The 19,858-nt window shown below is 52.8% G+C and carries 15 protein-coding genes; 7 read left to right on the top strand and 8 right to left on the bottom strand.

All coding sequences use genetic code 11. From position 1 onward, the window contains the following. Nucleotides 1-99: 99 nt before the first annotated feature. Together Pr1d_RS10375 and Pr1d_RS10370 are read right to left on the bottom strand one after the other, a co-directional pair. Nucleotides 100-1,038 carry a hypothetical protein gene (locus Pr1d_RS10375; RefSeq protein ID WP_148073459.1) on the bottom strand — a complete coding sequence of 313 codons (939 nt, stop codon included), beginning with the start codon at nt 1,036-1,038 and terminating at the stop codon, nt 100-102. 40 nt (nt 1,039-1,078) lie between these two features. Then, entirely contained in the window at nt 1,079-2,458 is a 1,380-nt protein-coding gene (locus Pr1d_RS10370; protein ID WP_148073458.1) for an ArsB/NhaD family transporter, read from the bottom strand. 341 nt (nt 2,459-2,799) lie between these two features. Between Pr1d_RS10370 and Pr1d_RS10365 the strand changes: the two genes are divergently transcribed. Further along, complete coding sequence (locus Pr1d_RS10365; RefSeq protein WP_168205165.1) at nt 2,800-3,714, top strand: YihY/virulence factor BrkB family protein; 915 nt, start codon at nt 2,800-2,802, stop codon at nt 3,712-3,714. Nucleotides 3,715-3,742: 28 nt separating this feature from the next. Here the strand turns inward: Pr1d_RS10365 and Pr1d_RS10360 are convergent, their stop codons facing one another. Continuing rightward, on the bottom strand, nt 3,743-4,822 hold the full coding sequence (locus tag Pr1d_RS10360) for a DUF1573 domain-containing protein (protein WP_168205164.1): 1,080 nt from the start codon (nt 4,820-4,822) through the stop codon (nt 3,743-3,745). A 548-nt stretch (nt 4,823-5,370) separates the two neighbouring features. Between Pr1d_RS10360 and Pr1d_RS10355 the strand changes: the two genes are divergently transcribed. The 3 genes from Pr1d_RS10355 (at nt 5,371) to purQ (ending at nt 10,010) form a co-directional block, all read left to right on the top strand. Then, entirely contained in the window at nt 5,371-6,216 is an 846-nt protein-coding gene (locus tag Pr1d_RS10355) for a prephenate dehydrogenase (protein WP_148073455.1), read from the top strand. Next, nucleotides 6,200-9,139 carry a phosphoribosylformylglycinamidine synthase subunit PurL gene (gene purL, locus Pr1d_RS10350; protein ID WP_148073454.1) on the top strand — a complete coding sequence of 980 codons (2,940 nt, stop codon included), beginning with the start codon at nt 6,200-6,202 and terminating at the stop codon, nt 9,137-9,139. Before Pr1d_RS10355 ends, purL begins: the two co-directional genes overlap by 17 nt. A 106-nt stretch (nt 9,140-9,245) precedes the next feature. Continuing rightward, a complete protein-coding gene (gene purQ / locus Pr1d_RS10345; RefSeq protein WP_148073453.1) occupies nt 9,246-10,010 on the top strand; it encodes a phosphoribosylformylglycinamidine synthase I in 765 nt (254 codons plus the stop codon). A 1,162-nt stretch (nt 10,011-11,172) separates the two neighbouring features. Here the strand turns inward: purQ and Pr1d_RS10340 are convergent. Beyond that, the gene (locus tag Pr1d_RS10340) at nt 11,173-11,772 is read right to left on the bottom strand and encodes a class I SAM-dependent methyltransferase (RefSeq protein WP_148073452.1); all 600 of its coding nucleotides are present in this window, start codon (nt 11,770-11,772) and stop codon (nt 11,173-11,175) included. 105 nt (nt 11,773-11,877) lie between these two features. Then, nucleotides 11,878-12,618: a CPCC family cysteine-rich protein gene (locus tag Pr1d_RS26030; protein WP_210417952.1), complete on the bottom strand. Its 741-nt coding sequence runs from the start codon at nt 12,616-12,618 to the stop codon at nt 11,878-11,880. 112 nt (nt 12,619-12,730) lie between these two features. Here Pr1d_RS26030 and Pr1d_RS26660 point away from each other — a divergent pair, with 112 nt between their 5' ends. Beyond that, entirely contained in the window at nt 12,731-13,174 is a 444-nt protein-coding gene (locus Pr1d_RS26660) for a tyrosine-type recombinase/integrase (protein WP_148073451.1), read from the top strand. Between the two features lie 328 nt (nt 13,175-13,502). Here the strand turns inward: Pr1d_RS26660 and Pr1d_RS10320 are convergent, their stop codons facing one another. Continuing rightward, nucleotides 13,503-14,447, bottom strand: a complete 945-nt coding sequence (locus tag Pr1d_RS10320) for an IS1 family transposase (RefSeq protein WP_148073450.1) — start codon at nt 14,445-14,447, stop codon at nt 13,503-13,505. A gap of 524 nt (nt 14,448-14,971) precedes the next feature. Between Pr1d_RS10320 and Pr1d_RS10315 the strand changes: the two genes are divergently transcribed. Further along, on the top strand, nt 14,972-15,673 hold the full coding sequence (locus Pr1d_RS10315; RefSeq protein WP_148073449.1) for a DUF3800 domain-containing protein: 702 nt from the start codon (nt 14,972-14,974) through the stop codon (nt 15,671-15,673). Between the two features lie 761 nt (nt 15,674-16,434). On the opposite strand, the gene Pr1d_RS10310 is transcribed toward Pr1d_RS10315, so the two are convergent. Continuing rightward, entirely contained in the window at nt 16,435-16,821 is a 387-nt protein-coding gene (locus Pr1d_RS10310; protein WP_148073448.1) for an HTH domain-containing protein, read from the bottom strand. Between the two features lie 193 nt (nt 16,822-17,014). After that, a complete protein-coding gene (locus Pr1d_RS10305) occupies nt 17,015-18,418 on the bottom strand; it encodes a hypothetical protein (protein ID WP_148073447.1) in 1,404 nt (467 codons plus the stop codon). 168 nt (nt 18,419-18,586) lie between these two features. Here Pr1d_RS10305 and Pr1d_RS10300 point away from each other — a divergent pair, with 168 nt between their 5' ends. After that, nucleotides 18,587-19,606: a DNA polymerase III subunit gene (locus Pr1d_RS10300; protein ID WP_148073446.1), complete on the top strand. Its 1,020-nt coding sequence runs from the start codon at nt 18,587-18,589 to the stop codon at nt 19,604-19,606. The last annotated feature ends 252 nt before the right edge of the window (nt 19,607-19,858 follow it).

The raw sequence follows: 19,858 nt of genomic DNA, 5'->3' as shown, positions 1-19,858 counted from the left end.
AATGCGAGTTTGGGTGTGACCTTAGTGTTTTGAATACCCCAAGTTCAGTGCGCTATCTCACGGATGATTTGCATCGTGGTTGCAGAATACTTATGCCATTCAATCAACATGAATAATTAAGACGGGGTTGGGTGAATTACGAATGTAGCTGCTAACATGACCCTGGGAAGCACTGTCAGTGCGTTCGTGGGCAAGAACTAAGAGTGGGGGAGTGCTGGCAGGATCGTCCACGCGCAAGGGTTTACGCTCCCCCGGAGGTTGCACGTTGAGTGAATAGTCGAATCCTAGCTTTGCGGCGGAGCGTTGCAATGCAACATGCAAACGGGCATGAGTTTGCACCAAAGCATTTTCTAGCGACTCGATACTGATTTTTACATCGGGCTTGATCGAGTTCATTGCTTCACGCACATTCTCATAGAATTCTTCTTCAACTATGAGGACCAGTTCAAGACTTCCTTCAGGATGGACTAGCCCTACGGACCAACGCGCTGCCATGGCTGCCGCTTCATTTTCACCGAACAACATGATCCTCATCCGACTGAAGACGTCGCCCTTAGGGTGAAATGGAGCCCTTGTCGTCAGCACCGGCACTGGCGATCGAGCCAGTAAGACATCGATCACTGTTCCAGTGCTATCCGATCCGATGGATTCGAAGTCTCTCCCAAAGGGGCAGGGAACCAAGGCAAGCTCGGCCTGCCAATCGGAGACCGCTGCGAGAATCTTTTCGTAAGGCTCCGGCTGGTCGGGTGAAATGCTATCGGGATCCAATTGCTCTGACCAATCGGGAATCGAAATGTGCTTGCTCGTGGATTTAGCGGTTCCCAGGTCTAAGATGGCTACTTGGCATCCCAGTCGTTGACGCAGTCGGTCTACAATGCCGATCCCCAGTTCGTCTTGCGCGAAACCATCCAAGACGAGTAAAATACGTCCAGGCTTTCGAGGTTCTAGTGCGGGCACTTCTCCAACTTCTGCTCGTTGGAACATAGCCATCGACTGTTCGAGTGTGTTATCGACTTCGCGTTGTGTTGGTTCAAACATAAGTAGAATTGGAAAGTGATGCCGGTACATCGACATCAAGTTAAGGCAATGCGGGAATCCAGTTCATGTAGTGCAAAAGGAGCAAATAGACGATAGCTCCAGCGACTTGTATAGTCATGATACTTCCCCCGAGTTTGATAAACTCTCCCCAGCCGACGTTTTGATGCACTTCCTTCTTGAGAGTGTAGAGAGCGATCACACACGAGATCGAACCAATCGGTGTGCCGTTGCCCCCCAAGTTGCAGCCGAGGACTACCGTCCACCATAGAGGTTCGGCGGGTAGCGAGCCAGCACCAATTTGGCTTACTACGGGAATGAGGGTCGCTGCCACGGGGATATTGTCAACAAATGCCGAGGCAATGGCTGAGAACGCGGCCAGCAGAGGTACCAATGCCGCAATCTGGCCCTGGGACAAGTGGACGACCTGTTCGGCAAGCCAAGCCAGTGCCCCGGTTGCTTTGACGCAGCCGATAATCACGAACAAGCCGAGGAAGAATAGGATGACCGTCCAATTCACCTTGGAGATGGAGTCCTCCACGCTGCGACCGGCAAATAGCAGGGCGGCCGTCCCGCCGGCCATGGCAATGAAATCCATTCCCACCCCCAATTGCTGGGCAAGTGCAAAGCCAATTACCGTCGCCACTAAGATCACAGCGCTGCGATAAAGGACCCAGCGATTCTCGACCAATGCCCATGGATCGAATTGATTGATACGCTCTCGGAGGGCCAATTGTTCCTCCGCTGTTTGTTGCCATGGCAAGCTATGGCGAAATGCAATTCGCAACACGACCAAGGCCATCAGAAAACTAATGAAGGCGTATGGCGCTGAGACCATCAAGAATTGCTCGTAAGGAATTCCAACCTGGGTGCCAATCATGATATTTGGCAACCCACTTGCAAAAGTAACGATTGCACCGCTGTTGGCACAGATTGCCACGGAGAGCAGAAAAGGCTTGGGATCGTAATCCAATGCCCGGCAGATCACGAGTACCAGCGAACTGAGTATGAGCATTGCTGGCACGATTGTAAGCACGGCAACGAATAGGAATGTCAATCCGCACATCGCGAAGTATAAAGCTGCAGCGCGCCCCCCTGTCGCTTTGACTAGGAGCATGCTCAGAAAATGAAATAACCCGCTCCGGCTCGTGACATCCACCAAGATTCCCGTTCCGATGATCACGCCAAAGATATTTAGGTCGTGAGATAGTATGTCGTAGATCGTGTCATACTCGTCAATCACTCCCAGTAAGAGGGCGAGCACAAGCAAGACTACAGCGCCGGTGAGAGCAGCTACTGTCTTGTGGAACCTCTCTACTGCCACGCCGATGTAGGTGATGAGCATCCCCAATCCAAACAAGGCCATAATCCAGCCAGCAGAAGGTTCAGGTGTGGCATCGGCGATCATTACGGCATGAATCATGCTTTTGCTAATTCTGGGTTAACTTCTTGTGCGAGGCACCCAGACACTGAGCGGGCACTTCGTTCGTTATTCCTTTAACGGCATGGACTAGGTATTCGATACTCTGCAGAGCCTACCATGTTCTGTGAGGAGCCTTAAGGGTGTGTATTGTTAAGTGACTTGATCTGCATTTTTTCTCGAAACCGAGCAGCATCAACTGGTTTCCAAGCGACCAAGTTGGTGCAAGATGACGCAGTTAACGCCTTAAACAACCAATTTCTCCCTGAAGCATGTTTGTTCATAGAAAGAAATCGCATTTTTCAAGAGATTGGAACAATAGACTTCGCTTCGGTTGGACCCTCTTGAAAGAGACTTCTTGGGATTGGTGGGAAGACAATACCTTTCGCATGGCTGCAGCGATTGCTTTTTATACGATTTTTTCGCTTGCGCCAGTTCTCATCGTTACCGAGTGGATCGGTAGCTTGCTCTTGGACGAAATTGACTTTACCGTTCGGCGAGACTTAGCCAATGAGTTGGGTATTCTAATAGGTGCGGAAGGAGCGAAGGCCATCGAAGTGGTGCTTGAGCAAGCGAGTGCCTCTGCTCGAACTCCGTTCGGTCTTCTCGTTAGTTTGTTCACAATCCTTATTGGGTCCACGATGGTGTTTCTGGAACTCCAATCGGGACTAAACGAAATCTGGGGAGTGAAGCCTAAGTTGCAGGCCAGCATAGTGAAGCAATTTCTCATGGCTCGAGTCCGTTCGTTTGGAATTGCAATGATGGTCGGGCTCTTACTGGTGATCTCACTTGTGCTCAGTACGATCCTGCAGATTTTTCAAAGGCGGTTAGATGAATGGATTCCCTCGGGAGCTTGGCTGTGGAGCAGTTTGAACTTCGCAACCTGGATTCTTCTGGTTGCAATGCTTTTTGCGATGATCTACAAGTTCCTGCCAGATGTGAGGCTTCCCTGGCGCAATGTGATTCTGGGAGCAGTGGTCACTTCGCTCCTTTTTAGCTTTGGGAAGTTCATCATTGCGATCTACTTAGGGCACGCAACGTTCGCCAGTGCGTATGGAGCCGCGGGGTCGTTTGTCGTGTTCCTGGTATGGGTTTACTACTCTGCACTAATCTGTTTGTACGGAGCAGAATTTACCCACGTTTATACGCGGCTGCGGGGAGATCATCCCCCTGCAGAAGAATTCGCAGAGCCTGAGGAAAGTGGAAAAGCAGAGGATCTCTTGGATGCTAAGAAAGTTCCGTCAGAGTCTGTGCACTAGTAGCATTTCCTGTATTCTCGCGAGTCTGCTATTTGCTGGCTGAATCGGCCACAGTCAATGCTCCTGTTGATATTTTCGACTGATTGTCGTTCTCGGCTTGCGATTCGGCGGCAGCAGGTTTCGCGACGACGTCGGCAGAAACCGTGAGTGTCGGGTTGCGATTAGGACGATCGGTGGTGATCGTCACTGGCACCTTGACTGGGCCCGGTTGATCGCCAGGAAGATAGGTGATTTCTACCAAGTGAAGTTCCTTGGAGTCCTCGTCGGTGTTGAACGAGAAACAGTTGTCGCCGCAATTGACGTCGAGGATCTTAAAGGGCTTCTTGCCACGCACGACGACTTTCTTCGTGACGGGCTCGCCAGCATTGACGGACCCCAGAACCAATGTTTCAGGAGTTACGGAAATCTCGGGGACCACGTGTCCGCTGACAAACAACGGAATGCGTTGACTTTCTGCCCGCGAGTCGTTGGTTACGACAGTCAGTTGATCCTTCACGAATCCTGAGGAAACATTGTCCTTCATTCGCACCACGAGATTGTAGGTGACCTTTCCAGCAGTGCGGGTCCCTCCATCCATTTCCACTTCGAAATTGTCGTTGTCGTTCGTGATGTCGGTGATTTTCCAGTCGTCGCGGCCGGCGTAGCTAACCGTAAGCCGCTGCTCCTTGGTATCTCCCTCATCGACCTTGCCAAATTCGACCGCACCAGGAGAGAAGACAACGTCGCCACGGATATTGCCATGGACACGCACCTGAACTTCAGCCGAGTAGGGTGCGCCGAAAGAGACGGTTAGAGTTGCACCATGTCGACCTACGAAAGTGTGCGTGTTGAACTTCGCAACGAGATAGGACTTTTCGTAGGTGTTGATGACCTTGTTCTCGATCGAAGGAGACGTGCAGCCACAACTCGAGCGAACTCCCAAGATCTTCATGGGTTGCTTGTAGAGATTGGTGATCTCGAACTTGTAAACGGTCTCGGCACCCCGGGCGACTGTGCCAAAATCGTGTTCAAGTGTGTTGAACATCTTTTCGGCCCACTCTTGAGCAGAGGCCTGGCCGAGAGCGAAACTCCCCAACACCAACAGATTCAGAAACCCAACGCGCAACATGGCAAATGTCCCCAATAAAAGTGAACGGCCTGATTGCACAAATCCCTTCGCACTTAGCATTTTCCGACAAACTTTCCCTGCTAGCAAGCAGTCCTAACTGTGTTCTTAACCGTAGGGTATTTTACCGCGATAGGGGGGACTCGTGAGAGATATCCTCTAGCGAAAGTCAGAATTTTTCTCTTTTTTTGGTCCTTTTGCATACGCCCCTTCCGAACGCGAAAATTGGTCATATTGTGCCGAGTCTAACGCCCAAGGACTCAAAATGGCCAATGAGCAAATCCCAATGACCAGTTCAGAGGAGCAATCGAAGCTCGCTGGTCATTGGAAATTGGGCATTCCGTGAAGTGCAACATGGAGACCACTGATTTTCCCGCCTGATTTCTAAAGTGACGAACTGTCGCACTAAGAATTGCTGACTATCCCCCCTGCAAAGTGGACGTACTTTGCTAGAATGCCCACTTCGATATCTTTCTGCCACGTTGCCAGGCGTGGGACCTAGTGAAGTCTCACCCCAACCGAGCCAAATAATCCAGTTAGCCCACCTTCGCATGTCAGTAGCCACGAATGTAACTATTGTCGGGGTTGGTCTAATCGGAGGATCGATTGGCTTGGCACTGCGGGAGCGAAAGTTGGCTACAAGGGTCGTCGGCTGCGGACGTCGCCAGGAATCACTCGACAAAGCATTGGCTGTGGGAGCGATCGACAAAGGATCGACCGACCTTGCCGCGTCGGTGGCGGATGCCCAGATTGTGATTGTAGCCACCCCGGTGGCGTCTGTGGTGGAACACGTCTGTCAAATAGTTGCTGCTACCAAGGCAGAACTGATAACCGACGTCGGTAGCACCAAAACCCTGATTTGCCGACAGATCGAGGAGAAACTCTCAAGTTCGAAGGCGCAATTTGTCGGAAGCCATCCGCTAGCGGGCGATCATCGCACGGGGCCGGAGAACGCACGGGCTGATTTATTCGCCGACCGCACTGTGGTCGTTACACCTACCGATGCAACGCCGGCTGAGCTGACTCGGCTGGCAAGAGAGTTTTGGAAGTCGTTGGGCGCCCATGTTCTGGAAATGGATCCCGAGCAGCACGATCGTGCGGTGGGAGCGACCAGCCACTTGCCACATTTGGTTGCGTCGGCCTTGGCAGCCAATACCCCTGCAGAATATTTGCCACTGGCGGCAACCGGATGGGCTGACACGACACGTATCGCGGCGGGGGACCCCGAATTGTGGACCCAGATATTCGCCCAAAACGCCCCGGCAGTGCTGGAAGAGCTTGATCGCTTGATTGAGCAGCTTGCCAAACTACGCACTGAACTGGCAAACTCTGAGTGGCGACCACTTCAAGAAACTTTGGAAAGAGCAAAACAGGTTCGAGATGCTTTGGGAAATTGATATTCACCCGCTTTCTGACCAGCCAGACCAGGAAGCTGAGCGAATCGCATTACTGGCGGCTGAATCTGGCATCAACCCGAGCTTGTCGGTTCGTGCTGCCCGCGGGTTTCTGGTCGAGAGTGAATCGCTCGACGAATCTCAGGCCAATCGCCTTGCGGAAGAACTCTTTGCCGACAATACCGTGGAAAGCTCGGTTGTCGCTAAGGTTGGAGATTCCCGTTTGGCCACAGCACCGACCGGGCAGGGGAATGGCGAAAGTCCCTCGCTCCTGCAAGTGTTGCTCAAGCCGGGCGTCATGGATCCGGTCGCCCAGAGTGCAGAGGGGGCCATCCGAGATTTTGGCTACAGCGTTTCAGCAGTTCGCACGTTGCGAAAATACTGGATCAGTGGGGCCAGCCAGGATCAGCTTGCCTCGATATCCGAGAGAATTCTGGCTAACGACGCGATCGAGCAAACCGTCGAAGGGCCATTGCCGTTCAATCAGCTTCAACACGGTAGCGACTACGAGTTCGAGCTTCGCACGGTCACCTTGAGTGGGCTCGATGATGTGGGGCTGATGCAATTGAGTCGCGAAGGACAGCTCTATTTGCAATTGGCTGAAATGCAAACGATTCAACAGTATTTTGCTGAGTTGGGCCGGGAACCGACCGACATCGAGCTGGAAACCCTTGCGCAAACCTGGAGCGAGCACTGTAGTCACAAGACGCTGGCCGGCCGCATTGCCGCTAGCGACGATTCAGGCGTACGGCAATTCGAGAATATGCTCAAAGAGACCATCTTTGCTGCCACGACCGAATTGCGTTCGCTGTGGGGTAAGGATGACTGGTGCGTGAGCGTATTCAAGGACAATGCGGGCATCGTGAAGTTTGACGGCGATTTTAACGTAGCCTTCAAAGTAGAGACCCACAATCACCCCTCCGCCTTGGAGCCTTACGGCGGTGCGAACACGGGCATTGGCGGGGTGATTCGCGATACGATTGGCACCGGGATGGGGGCCAAACCGGTTTGCAATACGGATGTTTTTTGCTTTGCTCCGCCGGATACACCCGCGGACGAGTTGCCCAGCGGAGTGCTGAATCCCAAACGGGTGATGCGAGGCGTAGTGAGCGGGGTCCGCGATTACGGCAACCGCATGGGGATTCCCACGGTAAATGGGGCTGTCTGTTTTGACGAGCGTTACTTGGGCAATCCGCTGGTCTACTGCGGCAACGTGGGCATCATTCCCGTCGACAAATCGTTCAAGGAACCCCAGCCAGATGACTTGATTGTCAGCGTCGGTGGGCGCACGGGACGTGATGGAATCCATGGCGCGACCTTTTCTAGTGCCGAGCTAACGCACGAGAGCGAATCGCTTTCCGGCGGAGCGGTGCAGATTGGCAACGCCGTCGAAGAGAAGAAAGTGCTTGACGTATTGTTGGATATTCGCGACCGGGACCTTTTTACTGCAATTACGGACTGTGGTGCCGGCGGGTTTAGCAGTGCGGTTGGCGAAATGGGTGAGGAGATCGGGGCCGAAGTGTGGCTTGATCGGGCTCCAGTGAAATATGCCGGCCTGACCTACACAGAGATTTGGATTTCCGAGGCCCAGGAGCGGATGGTGCTTAGTGTGCCACCGGCCAATTGGGACGAACTTCACTCTCTTTGTGCCGCCGAGGGAGTCGAGGCCACGGTCATAGGAAAATTTGCCCCCACCGGTCGGCTGGTGCTGAAATATGGCGACAATGTGGTCGGCGACTTAGCGATGGACTTATTGCACAATGGCCGGCCTCCCGTGATTCGCTCCGCTAGCTATTCTTCTACTCCAACGAAACCGCTAAAGATCCCCACAGCGAGTGGCGATCTGACTGCCGACCTTCTCCAGATCCTCGGCTCCTACAATGTGGCAAGCAAGGAGTGGATCATTCGGCAATATGACCACGAAGTACAAGGGGGGAGCGTCGTAAAACCTCTGGTGGGGGTTGAGCAAGACGGTCCCAGCGATGCCGCTATAGTCCGGCCTGTGCTAACTTCCCGGCGGGGCCTGGTGATCTCGTGTGGCATTAATCCACGCTACGGCGACCTGGATTCTTATCACATGGCCGCCAGCGCGATTGATGAAGCGATTCGCAATTGCGTCGCGGTTGGTGCCGATCCGGTACGCATTGCATTGCTCGACAATTTCTGTTGGGGAGATTGTGAGAAGAGCGAAACCCTCGGTTCGCTGGTCCGAGCGGCACAGGCTTGTCACGACCTTTCGCTGGCCCTGGAAGCCCCCTTCATTAGTGGCAAAGATAGTCTCAATAACGAATTCAGTTTCGTGGGAGACGACGGCAAAAAACAAACCATCGCGATTCCAGCGACGCTGCTCATTAGTGCCCTGGGGCAAATCGCCGATGTCGCAACGGCCGTGACGATGGACCTCAAGCACTGCGATAGTTTTCTATACCTGGTAGGCGAAACGAAGGACGAACTTGGCGGTTCGCATTTTGCCTTGATTCACGATCTTGAGGGAGGCGATGTTCCCACGGTGGACACGGCCATTGCCAAGCGGACTTTTGCAGCGATGCATCAAGCGATATCACAGGGACTTGTGGCCTCTTGCCACGACTTGAGCGAGGGTGGCCTTGCAGTCGCCGCAGCAGAGATGTGCTTTGCCGGGGGGATTGGTGCGGAGATTGAAATCGCGAAGCTTCCCGTGAAAGAGATCAAGATGCCATCGGCAACCCGCTTGTTCAGCGAATCGAACACCCGATTTCTATGTGAAGTGCGCAGTGAAGATGCCGAAGTCTTCGAGCAGCAATTAAGTGGGGTGCCACACGCCTGCGTGGGTCGGACGATGCCAGACACTGAACTGCGTATTACTGAAAGAACGGATTCCGCGCCTGTGATATCAGCCAGCCTGGCTGATTTGAAAGCAGCTTGGAAAAAACCACTCGCTTGGTAGGCACCTTAGATAATAGTAGCCCTCGCCGGAAGGCGAGGGTTTCACCGAACAACAACCCCCGCCTTCCGGCGAGGGCTAGAAAAGCAAGAAAACAAACCTAGACGCCATGGCTCAACCTCGAATTCTCATCCTGCGGGCGCCCGGCACGAATTGCGACGTCGAGACCGCGCATGCCTTCCAACTGGCGGGGGGACAGCCCGACGTACTGCACCTGAATCGGCTGCTCGAAGCACCCCAATTGGTCGCCGAGTATCAAGTGCTGTGCATCCCTGGCGGGTTTAGCTACGGCGACGACATTGCCGCCGGCCGGATCTTTGCCAACGAGATCCGCCACCATCTAAGCGAGGTTCTCCAAGAGTTCCGCACTGCGGGGAAGCTGTTGCTAGGTATTTGCAATGGATTTCAGGTCCTCATCAAATCAGGCCTGTTAGATACCGACGACGAAACCGGCCCGGCGGCATCGCTCACCTGGAACGACTCTGGCTGCTTCATGGATCGTTGGGTGGGTCTAAAAGCGGCAGGTGACAAATGCGTGTTTCTCTCAGGCATGAACGAGTTGTACCTTCCCATCGCCCACGCCGAAGGCAAATTCGTCACCCGCGATGCTGCAGCCCTTGAACGATTAGACCAGGCTGGTCAGCTAGTACTTCGCTATGCCGACGTGGAGGGATCGATCCCGCCGTTCAATCCCAACGGAGCCATGCACGACGTCGCCGGCATGTGTGACACAACGGGTCGCGTCTTCGGCCTAATGCCCCACCCGGAGCGCTTTGTCGACTTCACGCAGCACCCCAGCTGGACCCGTCGCGAAGTTCGCGGCGAGGGGGCTGGGCTAGCGCTTTTCCGCAATGCGGTGCGGTATTTTAACTGAGGGCCGATCACTTTATGTCGTCTTTCGCTCCGCGAAAGGCGACATTCAGCAAGTGTGCATCGTGCAAAGCAACTGCTATCGTCCGGTGACCGAAAGTCCCACCGGGACGGCGCTATGACAGCCCTGGGCAAGGCCTTGCGAGCCTCAGCGAGTAAGGCCGTCGCCCAGGGTGTAAAAGTGTTAATATTCTTCGGTCGAGCAAGAAAACGAAGTGTAACGGAGAACCGCTGACGAGACCGAAACCTCGCTCGCTATGAAAAAGTGCTCAAACTGAAAAGCAAGACTACAGTAACCACGGATAGCCCAGCGCGGCCACTAGCCACAACCAATAATTGGAACAGGAGGAAACCAAGAAAACAGAGAAGAAGGGACATTGTTGAGTGGAGTGCGATTTTCTCGCCCTCCGTTTCCGCTGTGTTCTTTTGTTCAAAACAAACCGTTGAAACGCAGAGGACGCCAAGACGCAGAGATTCGCAGAGAATTCCCATTGTTTTCTTCCTCTGCGCCTCCGCGTACTCTGCGTTTTCAAAATATTTGTTTGCAAGCTGCGAAAACTTTAATTGTTAGTAGCACGGATTTCTCGGATAGAGCAAGTCCCACGAAAACGGGACGAAACTCATTCGATTGTTCAAAATCACACCCACCATCTGCTCAAACCTACCCGATGAATAAATGTACGGTTTCGTCTCAACTTATCCGTGAAATTCGTGCAATCCGTGGTTCTCCTATTCAGTTTGAGTAAAGTGATTTCAGCGGTGGTGTCAACTACTGGACTCTTAGCCGCGCCAGCGGAGCGATGTGCGTCTTCTTCTCATACTACCAATCGCGGATTCGCCGTGGCGAACCACCAACCAGCCCAACTATTTCGCGAATATCTTTCTATACGCCTAAGATGTTGGACTGCACAGCCCAGGATCAGTCCAAGTGAGTTCCACGAACTCGGCCGCCACCCTGGGTTTGCTTTCGTCAGAAAAGGGCGAAAATACTTGGTCAGGTTCCTTCTCACACCGCCCATACTTGCAGCGGTGTGGGCGGGCATCAGCAGCGTCGAGCGCGATATTAGGAGACATGCTCCGGGCAGCTAACGATCCCGTTCACCGGGCCGCGGCAAATGACACGATTTCAGGATCCGCGCGTCCCGCGGCTCCGGTACAACGAAATGTTATGCCTGCTTTCTGCCGATGAACTGGACGACAGATGCTATGCCTGTGTGGTGCTTTCCTTCGTAGACTTCACGTTCAATTTCATGCAAGAGGATGGGCTGTAGATTCGGCAACTCGTGCTCAATCTTCGACACTGTCATCAGCATGTCGAGGTCTTTGGGGCCACCAGTGTTTCGATTGAGTTGGGCTTCTGAGTACGCTTCGAGCAGGAAAATCCCATTTGGCATAAGGCATCGTTCGATTAATGGGTAGAGTCTATTCCGTACGGCACTCGGAAGATGTGCTGAGATGGAGATCACAGACATGTAGCTGATTGGTTCCGGTTGAAATGTCGCCAGGTCCGCAACTTGAGTTTGGATTTCAACCCCCTTGGTGAGTGCAAATCTACGTGCTTTTGCGAGCCCCACCGAAGATGCGTCTACGCCAATAACTTGTATGCCGCGCGTGGCCAAATATACCGCATTCCTTCCTTCGCCTTCGGCTAGTGACAGTACCGGCCCCAAAAGTATTGACGAATTCTCGACGAGAAACGTGTTTGGCTCCGTACCGTAGATGAAGTCGTCGTCAGAATAACGATCGTCCCAATTGATTTGGTCCACACTTGTCCTCAGGCAAAACGTCAGGCATAACCGGGCCGCCGCAGTTCATGCTCCACTTGAAAACGCGATGTCGGCGGCTCCGCGTTCATGCCATTGCTATGCAGTTTATTCGAGTAACAGTTCAACGCCATCTTCGGATTCTTCGCCGTCGGCACAGTGTACACGGATGATTTCCAGCAACCAATCATACACGGTTGGGCCATTGCCAGATTCTGCGGCAACAAGCTGCTCGTGGACATGCGGGACATTGGAAGGATGGCAGCGATTCAAACGAAAGTTGAGTTGCCGTACCGTTTCCGGATAGCCAAGGCATTCTTGTGATTTGCGGGAGTTCAGCCAGCGAATGACGAACCCGCCATCAGGTGTGCCGAACCCGCCACGGAGAATGTCATTGAAGGCGTCGAGGTTCTTGCCCCATTCAACATTCGGGATCAGGACGCGGCTGACGACATCGTAGAACCCTTCGAGCGTCGTAAAATCGTCGCCATCGACCAAGTAAATCGGTTTGGAGTTATTCCAGTAGGCGGTTGCCGGATCGTAGATTGCCTTGTTCATCCAGTATTTGGTTTGCTTTTCTGTGTTTGCCTTTTCGAGTTCGCTGGCGTTGAGAGGACGCCATTGCTTGTCGCGTACAATTTCGTCTGCGACGGTGATGTTGAGCGGGTGTTCGGCCAATGCTGCGAGTTGAGCGTCGATTAACGAGTCCCCGTTGGCGCCACCACCACAGGCTGGGTTGGCAAGTTGAACGGCGTCGTCTTCCCAACCGCAGATTGGGCAGATGTTGTAAGTGCCGTAGCAGTCCTCATCGACGGTGAGGAATCCACATGATGGACATGGAAGCGGCATCTTTACTGCATAACTTGTTATTCGACACAAAAAATGTGGGATAAGACGCTGCAGGGACTGCTTATCCACACAAAGTGTAAAAAAGTCCCTTAATAGCCTGATCGTAGAGTGTATGCATATGTTCACTTTCCCAGGCGGAAACCAAGGAGACTTCTGCGATGCCCCAAGTTTACCCGCCCGTACAGCACGGTGCAACAAACGGATCGTGCCCACCACGCAAACTCTTGGATCAAGTCCGCGAGGTTCTGCGCGCCAAACACTACTCGTAACGGACCGAACAAGCCTACGTGGGCATGGCGTACATCGCGTGATGGCAGGAATTATGTACGGGTTCGGAATGCGATTGATGGAGTGTTGTCGACTACGAGCGAAAGACATCGACATTGACCGAGGTCAGTTCCTCCTACGCGAAGCGAAGGGCGACAAAGATCGTGCGGTTCCACTCCCAGAGAAGCTTCGTCCGGCGCTTCTACAATTCCGGCTCTCGTCTCTTGACTCTCAGCCCTCGACTTTTCCAAAGTGGCACAAAATTTCTTGTAGAAATTGGCCACTCTAGTAGGGAGAATGGTCGTTGCTCACCAGAGCAGACGTTCCTTGGCAATTGATTTATTTTCTAACTGGCATCAGCAGCTTCCTGGCGCGAGACAGCACAGGCCCTCGCGCGCTCGATAGCTCGCGACCCTCCCGCAAGCGGGAGGGTGGTTGGCCGGAGGCGGCGAGGGGCTCGAAGCGGTTGGAGTTTTGTCACGGGGAGTCGAGGTTTTGTTTTAAAAACTATTTGGAAATCTTTCTGAAACCCCTAGAAAACTTCATTTCGCCACCGAGTTTTGTATTTTGTTTTTCAGCTCTCATAAAAGTGGGTACTGATCCCCTAGACCCACACACTAATTCGCAACCTGTAAAACAAGGTCTTTGACGCTCCACTTTTTTTCTGCCAATCCGCTGGCCATAGCAGGGGTCTGCTTGATGGTTTCGTGCTTTCTAGCGTAGTTATACCACATAACGAAGATGGCTTGCATGGCAGCGTGGTGTTTACGACTCTTGCTATGGGCGTTGGTTAGGCGAGTGAATCGGCGGTTCTGCATACGCATGGTGAGGTTGAATCGCTCTACGATTGAAGTACCGATTCGGTCACGGTCAGGTCTTCCAAATTCAGATCGTTTCTTGATGCCTATTATAGCCGCTGGAGAGTATCGCCCTGACTTCTGAGTCGATTGGTACTGCTTGATGATGATACCAAAATCAACGCGGTCCCGGAGCATGTAAGGAACATTCAACTTGTAGCTTGCCAGACCGTCGCTCGACAACTGAAACCGGCCTACCGTGTTGTCGGCCAACTTTTGCAATAGGATGCAGATTGTCGTATTGTCACGTTCGCCGACTTGGTGAGCGATGACCAGCTTAGTGTTTCTCTCGATAGCAACTGCGGTCCAAGAGTCGCCGCTGTCCTCGTTGTAGCCCTTGTCGGCTGCGGTGCGATTCTTGCAACCGACAAACGACCAGATTTCATCGACTTCGACATCTTCGACTTTGACGCCCTGAATCTTAGTGTCCAGGTAACGCTGGCAGTTCTCGCCAACGTGGAGAATCAAGTCGCAGATTGTGCCGATCTTCATGCCGGTCATGCGGGAAGTGGCCCGAACTGACATTCCCTCTAGCAACAGGTTCAGGGCAACTACCGCCTTGTCCAGGTCGATTCGCATATCTCCCAAAGGGCGGGTTTCGTCGCTGACGAACGTGGTTCGGCAGCTCTTGCACTTGTAACGCTGATTTCCAAGGCGGTCTTTTCCGTGTTTGGTTCGTTCGCTGTGATTGCAGGCTGCGATCATTCTAGTAGCTCCCGGTTGGGCTTCCTGCTAGAATGAAGGTGTTCAGGCTACTCTAGCGAAAGCTGGTTTAGTTGCCCGGTGAGGCCCTGCAAGGCTTTACCGGGTTTTTCTTTGCCTGTATTTATTGTAATACAATTAATCTACCATGCAATAGGGTTGACGAAAGTTTTTTGTAATACGATAATCCAGAAATGAAAGCAAAACGTGGAGCGCCACAGAAACCCCCAGAAGAGCGCAGAACGGTCCTGTTGCCCATCAGGCTAACCGAAGCAGAAAGAGCCGAGATTGAGGCTGCTGCTGACGGAAAGGCTTCTACGTGGGCCAGGGATGTGCTTCTGAGGGCTGCCAAGCGGCGCAGCCGCAAGTAAGCGGAGAAAGGGGGTTACGATCCCATCCGTGATTTACGGACCCCTCCGGCAGGATATAAGTCTGCTGCGCCACCAAGGCGCGGGCCGCTCTCCAGTTATCGCAAGATGGAAATAGCGGCACAATGCAGACTCAACTAAGGGTAATAGGTTCACCTCATGAAAATCGAAGTGTATTGTGATGAGAGCAGGCCAGATCTGTTCGCATCCCAGAGTACGAAATATCAATATATGGTGCTGGGTAGCCTATGGATTCCTAGTGCTGCACGAGAGGCGTTCAAGCAAGAATTGAAAGAAATAAAGCAAACACACGATATTGGTGGTGAAGCAAAGTGGCAGAAAGTTTCTCACCCAAAGATGGCATTTTACCGGGACATTATCGATTGGTTTTTTTCAAAAGACACCGCTGTTCGTTTCAGGTCTATTGTAATAGATCGAGAAAAAGTAGATCGCGTGAAGTTCCACGACAGCGACTGCGAGCTGGCCTTCTATAAGTTCTACTACCAGCTCCTTCATCACTGGATATATGATTTTAATACTTACTCTGTGTTTTGTGATTTCAAGAGCAATAGATCGAGAACTAGGCTATCGGATCTACAAAAATGTTTAGATCACTCCAACTTGTTTTCTGACATTGCTCGCGTTCAGCCGGTAAGGTCTATCGAATCTGTGCTTATACAGCTATCAGATATTTTAACCGGTCTTGTCTCATCGAAAGTGAACCGCTCTGCAAAGCAGGCAGGTGCAAAATCGGAACTAATTGACTACTTTGAATCACGTCTCGGCAACCAAATATCCCACACGCCAGCCAGTGAGGAAAAGTTCAATGTCTTTGTAATAAACCTTCAGGGGGGATGGTGATATGGCAGTGCCATGCTTCTTGAATCTGACTGATGAAACTTGTTATCGCACTCACTTTGAAAATAACTATTGCAAGGCTCCGATCATGACCTATGACGGAATTGCAGTCCGGTTCAGGAAAAAGGATTTTGACCACTGCTGTTTTCAAAGCTCCCTTAGAAATTCGGATAAAGACACATTTTCCATCCCCCGAGCAATTCGCTTGGACTGGATACGTTTTGTACTTCAAAATCGAGATGCCCCCAAGTACCAGGGATGGAACAAGAAGAAAAGGTGCCACGACCCAGATCGGAGAGTGGCCTTAGAGGGAAACTACATAGTCGTAATTGCAATGATTTCTGACACCAAAGCCAATTTCATCACGGCATATCCAGCAGAGCAATATGCCATAAATCTTGTCAAAAAAGGCCCGAAATGGGCATAAAAAAACCGCTGATTTGCCAGGCTGGCTCAGCGGTAAAAGCCTTTGTAGATTCTACTGCACTAGGCAGAGAACGCAATTAAGTATCGGTTAGGCCGGAGCCAAAGTCAAGGGAATTCTGACAAGATTTGTAGTCATCATGACAACCAGAAAAGTCGAAAAATACTTTTTTAGTATTCTCTACGGAGTAGAGAATACTAAAAAAGTGCCAAACCCGTCAATAGTGATAATTCCGTAAATACAGGGGAAATCGCAAGTGGTGTGTCGTAATCGCTACACTATTGCGGCCTAACTGGCTATCCTCCCCCTATCGCCCTTCTCCCCGCGAACCGCCAGCGGTCTATTGGATCGACCACCGCCCCTCCCCATCCCTAGAAAACCGCCCCCGCTCCTCGTGATACCGAAGAGCGCAGAATATAGCATTTGCTACGACCCGTGGATTCTCGCCAGACCGGCACCCCCGTCGCATCACTTCGACGGTAATCTCCACCAGAGTTAGCGGCCCTAGTTCCCGCAGCACCGACTCAGCAGCTTCGCGGGTATTCAGCTTTGAGAAGTCGCCGCCCTGGTCTGGGTTTGGCCGATAGTGTCGCTTGCGTCGTGTTGAAGTCTTGCGAGCTGCTTTCTGGAGAGCGCGAACCGTTTGGGCGTAGTGTTCGCGGGCTTGCTGAATGGTGGCGTTGCGGCGTGATCTAGCCGCTTTGATGAGTTGCTTGAGGTCTCCCATGCCACGATAATAAATGGATGGAATGGGTGGTCAACGGGTTCGATTGCTGTGTGGTTTTAGGGGATCAGTACCTAAAAGTGGCCATGACAAAACTCACGCCACGGTGCGCAAGATCGAGCTTCGATGGCTGGCTTGCTCGCAACCGCGCGCTTGTCCGGCAGACGCTTTTGCCGGCAGATCCCAAACACAACGCTCAATCTTCCTCCGGCAGCGACTCCGCCAGCCACCAGGCAAAACGGCCCAATACTCGGAAGTAGACTAAAGCACCGGCCAGGGCGATGGGTACTGTAGCCAACGGCCAATTGGGGGCCTGACGCAGCATCAGCACGACCGTGACCCCCACCAAGGCCCAAAGAAACGTCGATTCACCCCAGAAGAGCAACCAGTGGAGTGGGCGTTTGAATACGCTGCCCCAAATCCTTGGTGATATCACTCCCATGGGCGTTCCTTCCTGGAATGTGGAGAGCAGGAGCACGGGGTACACCACTAGCAAGGAGCCGGCTGCTGCCACGGCTCCGATTTGCCAGGGGAGTAACGCCAACATTGCCATGGCGGGGGTGAGGCTGACCGCCAAGGGGACAATGATGTGGAACAACTCCGGGAAGCAGTTGATGAAGAAAAAGCTGGGCTGAGCATGTAGCTTTTTATGGCCATCGGAACTCTCTGCGACAATCGCACAGCAGATTGCCGAGAGGGGACCGGAAACGAGCAATAGTCCTATGCAGGCAAAGATTCGGCACATCAATGCAAATATCTGTGTGACTCCAACACCTGATGTAAACGAAGCAAGCAAGAGGCCTAGTGTTGCCATGGAACCTGCGGAGAGACCTACCCACCAGGTTGGCACCGGGTCTCTTACGAGCATCGGCGAGACCCCCTGAAAGGTTGGCCATTGGGGCATCTTGGGACGTTCTTCTTCCCGTTTGCGAGCGGCAGTCTCGGCGTCGAGGCGCGCTTTCTCCTGTATCCTTACAAGATCGTCGCGGATCGGCCGTTCTCTAACCACTTCTTCTGGGATGAGTTGGTACTCTTCGCCATCGGGGACCAACACCGATTTCTTCACTTCCGGTGGGGGTGGCGCTTTCACAACAGTCAGTCCGCCGCAATCAGGGCATTTGAGTGAAGCGCCCGCGTGCTTCGGCTGGGCGTACATCAGAGTGTCGCAAACCCGGCAATAGACGGGAAATAGCTGTGGCTGTTTGGCTCGCAAATCTTCCGAAAGGGGCGCTTTGTTAACTTCCCAGACGCCGTACTGCTGGCCGTGCATCGCCGGAGGTTCCTCTCGAGCCTTCGGCACGACTGGCTGGGGGACTTGGTTCTTGGCTCCACAGTCGGGGCACTTGGCCCGTTTCCCTGCATCGATGGATCGGGCCACCAGTCGGGTGTCGCAAACTCGGCACCAGAATTCAATATGCCGAGGGACATTGGGAGTGGCCTTCTCCGGAGGAGATTCGAAATCGGCCAGATTGGGGATAAGCAAAATCCTGCCGCAGCCACCACAGCGCACCTTTTTGCCTGCCTTAGCTGGATCGTAAGGCAATGTGGCCCGGCAGCCATCACATTGGAATAATCGTGTCGGTGAAAGTGGCGTGGACATCGTAATCCCAGAGTAGGTCGGACTGCGATAGGCAGTCGATTGAGACTATTCTAGTCGGAGGCAGTTCCCAAGGTGAGTACCTGAAGCGAAGAAATTCGCAGCTTGCCACGGGGCTCAGCCTATTGGTAGGATCGGAGGAGGCTAAATTCTAACCGAGCAGGTTGATCCATGTGGCAAGGAATCTACGGACACGACGACGTTGTTGATCGTTTTCGCCGCAGCCTTGCCTGCGGGCGCTTGGCTTCGAGTTTTCTCTTTCTGGGTCCCGAGGGGATTGGCAAACGCACTTTTGGCCTCCAGCTGGCAAAAGCCCTCCTTTGCACGGGAACAGCTGAAAACGAACTCGCAGCTTGTGGTCAGTGCGAGAGTTGTCGGCTGGCGGATGCCGGCAACCACCCTGATATTGACTTGGTTCAAGCTCCTGAGGGTAAGCGCATACTTCCGATAGAACTTTTTGTGGGTCGAAAGGAAAATCGGCACAAGGAAGGGTTGTGCCACGACCTTTCCTTGAGGCCGATGATTGGGCGGCGGCGGGCTGCGATTATTGACGACGCCGACTTTTTCAATCAATACAGTGCCAATTGCCTACTTAAGACACTCGAAGAGCCTCCTGCCGGGACCCTCTTGATCCTGGTAGGTACAAACCGCAGTCGGCAGCTACCAACGATTCTCTCACGTGCTCAAATTGTTCGCTTTCAGCCCTTAGGGGTCGATAACTTGAGTCGCCTGCTCCTGGAACAAGGGCATGTCGAGAATTCTCAAGATGCCCAAAGGCTGGCCGTCGAGAGTGGAGGTAGCTTGACGTTGGCGACTGCTCAGGCCGAAATGGGGCTAGAGGAGTTTCAAGAGCGTTTTCATCGACAATTTTCGATTGAGTCGTTGGATGGGTCACGTTTGGCCTCGATGATCACTGAGTTTGTCACCGACGCAGGTTCGGAGGCTGAGTCTCGCCGCCAGAGGTTAAGGGCAGTCTTTGGCACGGCAATTCAAGCGCTGGGTGATCATATGCGAGCCAACGTGGCAGATGCGGCGAACGATCCCGACCAGGTAGCTAGGGTGCTTGCGGCGCTGGACCGCTGTCAGCAGGCCGAAGTGCAACTCGACCGTAACGCCAATCAATCAACCCTCATCGAATGCTGGATCGATGATCTGGATCAGATTCTGACACCGGCAGGCACTAAAATCTAAAATTGGTCATTTCCGCTGTTTTCAAAATGGCATTGGTGACTTAAACTTGGCCCGTCTGGTTCGAGAAAATCAGAGATTGATTTAGCAAAAACCAGTATCTTTCGGACTTCGGATATTAACTCAGTACACAATATAGAACCTTGAGGAATGAAAAAACCACTGGTTTTTCAGGCCAAATCGGCTGTTCAAGCGTGTGCTAAGGTTTCTTTGAGTCCCAGCAATGGCGGTCTGGTCGAGAACACCTAAGGATTG

This window comes from Bythopirellula goksoeyrii, assembly GCF_008065115.1.
Lineage (GTDB): Bacteria > Planctomycetota > Planctomycetia > Pirellulales > Lacipirellulaceae > Bythopirellula > Bythopirellula goksoeyrii.
The sequence above is the reverse complement of the archived record's forward strand: the minus strand, read 5'-3'. Positions and strand labels throughout refer to the sequence as shown.

Excerpts from the sequence above, each read along its gene's own strand:
- Pr1d_RS10375 (WP_148073459.1), bottom strand. The coding sequence starts at position 1,038 with ATGTTTGAACCAACACAACGCGAAGTCGATAACACACTCGAACAGTCG.
- Pr1d_RS10370 (WP_148073458.1), bottom strand. The coding sequence starts at position 2,458 with ATGATTCATGCCGTAATGATCGCCGATGCCACACCTGAACCTTCTGCT.
- Pr1d_RS10360 (WP_168205164.1), bottom strand. The coding sequence starts at position 4,822 with ATGTTGCGCGTTGGGTTTCTGAATCTGTTGGTGTTGGGGAGTTTCGCT.
- Pr1d_RS10355 (WP_148073455.1), top strand. The coding sequence starts at position 5,371 with ATGTCAGTAGCCACGAATGTAACTATTGTCGGGGTTGGTCTAATCGGA.
- purL (WP_148073454.1), top strand. The coding sequence starts at position 6,200 with ATGCTTTGGGAAATTGATATTCACCCGCTTTCTGACCAGCCAGACCAG.
- purQ (WP_148073453.1), top strand. The coding sequence starts at position 9,246 with ATGGCTCAACCTCGAATTCTCATCCTGCGGGCGCCCGGCACGAATTGC.
- Pr1d_RS26030 (WP_210417952.1), bottom strand. The coding sequence starts at position 12,618 with ATGCCGCTTCCATGTCCATCATGTGGATTCCTCACCGTCGATGAGGAC.
- Pr1d_RS26660 (WP_148073451.1), top strand. The coding sequence starts at position 12,731 with ATGCATATGTTCACTTTCCCAGGCGGAAACCAAGGAGACTTCTGCGAT.
- Pr1d_RS10320 (WP_148073450.1), bottom strand. The coding sequence starts at position 14,447 with ATGATCGCAGCCTGCAATCACAGCGAACGAACCAAACACGGAAAAGAC.
- Pr1d_RS10315 (WP_148073449.1), top strand. The coding sequence starts at position 14,972 with ATGAAAATCGAAGTGTATTGTGATGAGAGCAGGCCAGATCTGTTCGCA.
- Pr1d_RS10310 (WP_148073448.1), bottom strand. The coding sequence starts at position 16,821 with ATGGGAGACCTCAAGCAACTCATCAAAGCGGCTAGATCACGCCGCAAC.
- Pr1d_RS10305 (WP_148073447.1), bottom strand. The coding sequence starts at position 18,418 with ATGTCCACGCCACTTTCACCGACACGATTATTCCAATGTGATGGCTGC.
- Pr1d_RS10300 (WP_148073446.1), top strand. The coding sequence starts at position 18,587 with ATGTGGCAAGGAATCTACGGACACGACGACGTTGTTGATCGTTTTCGC.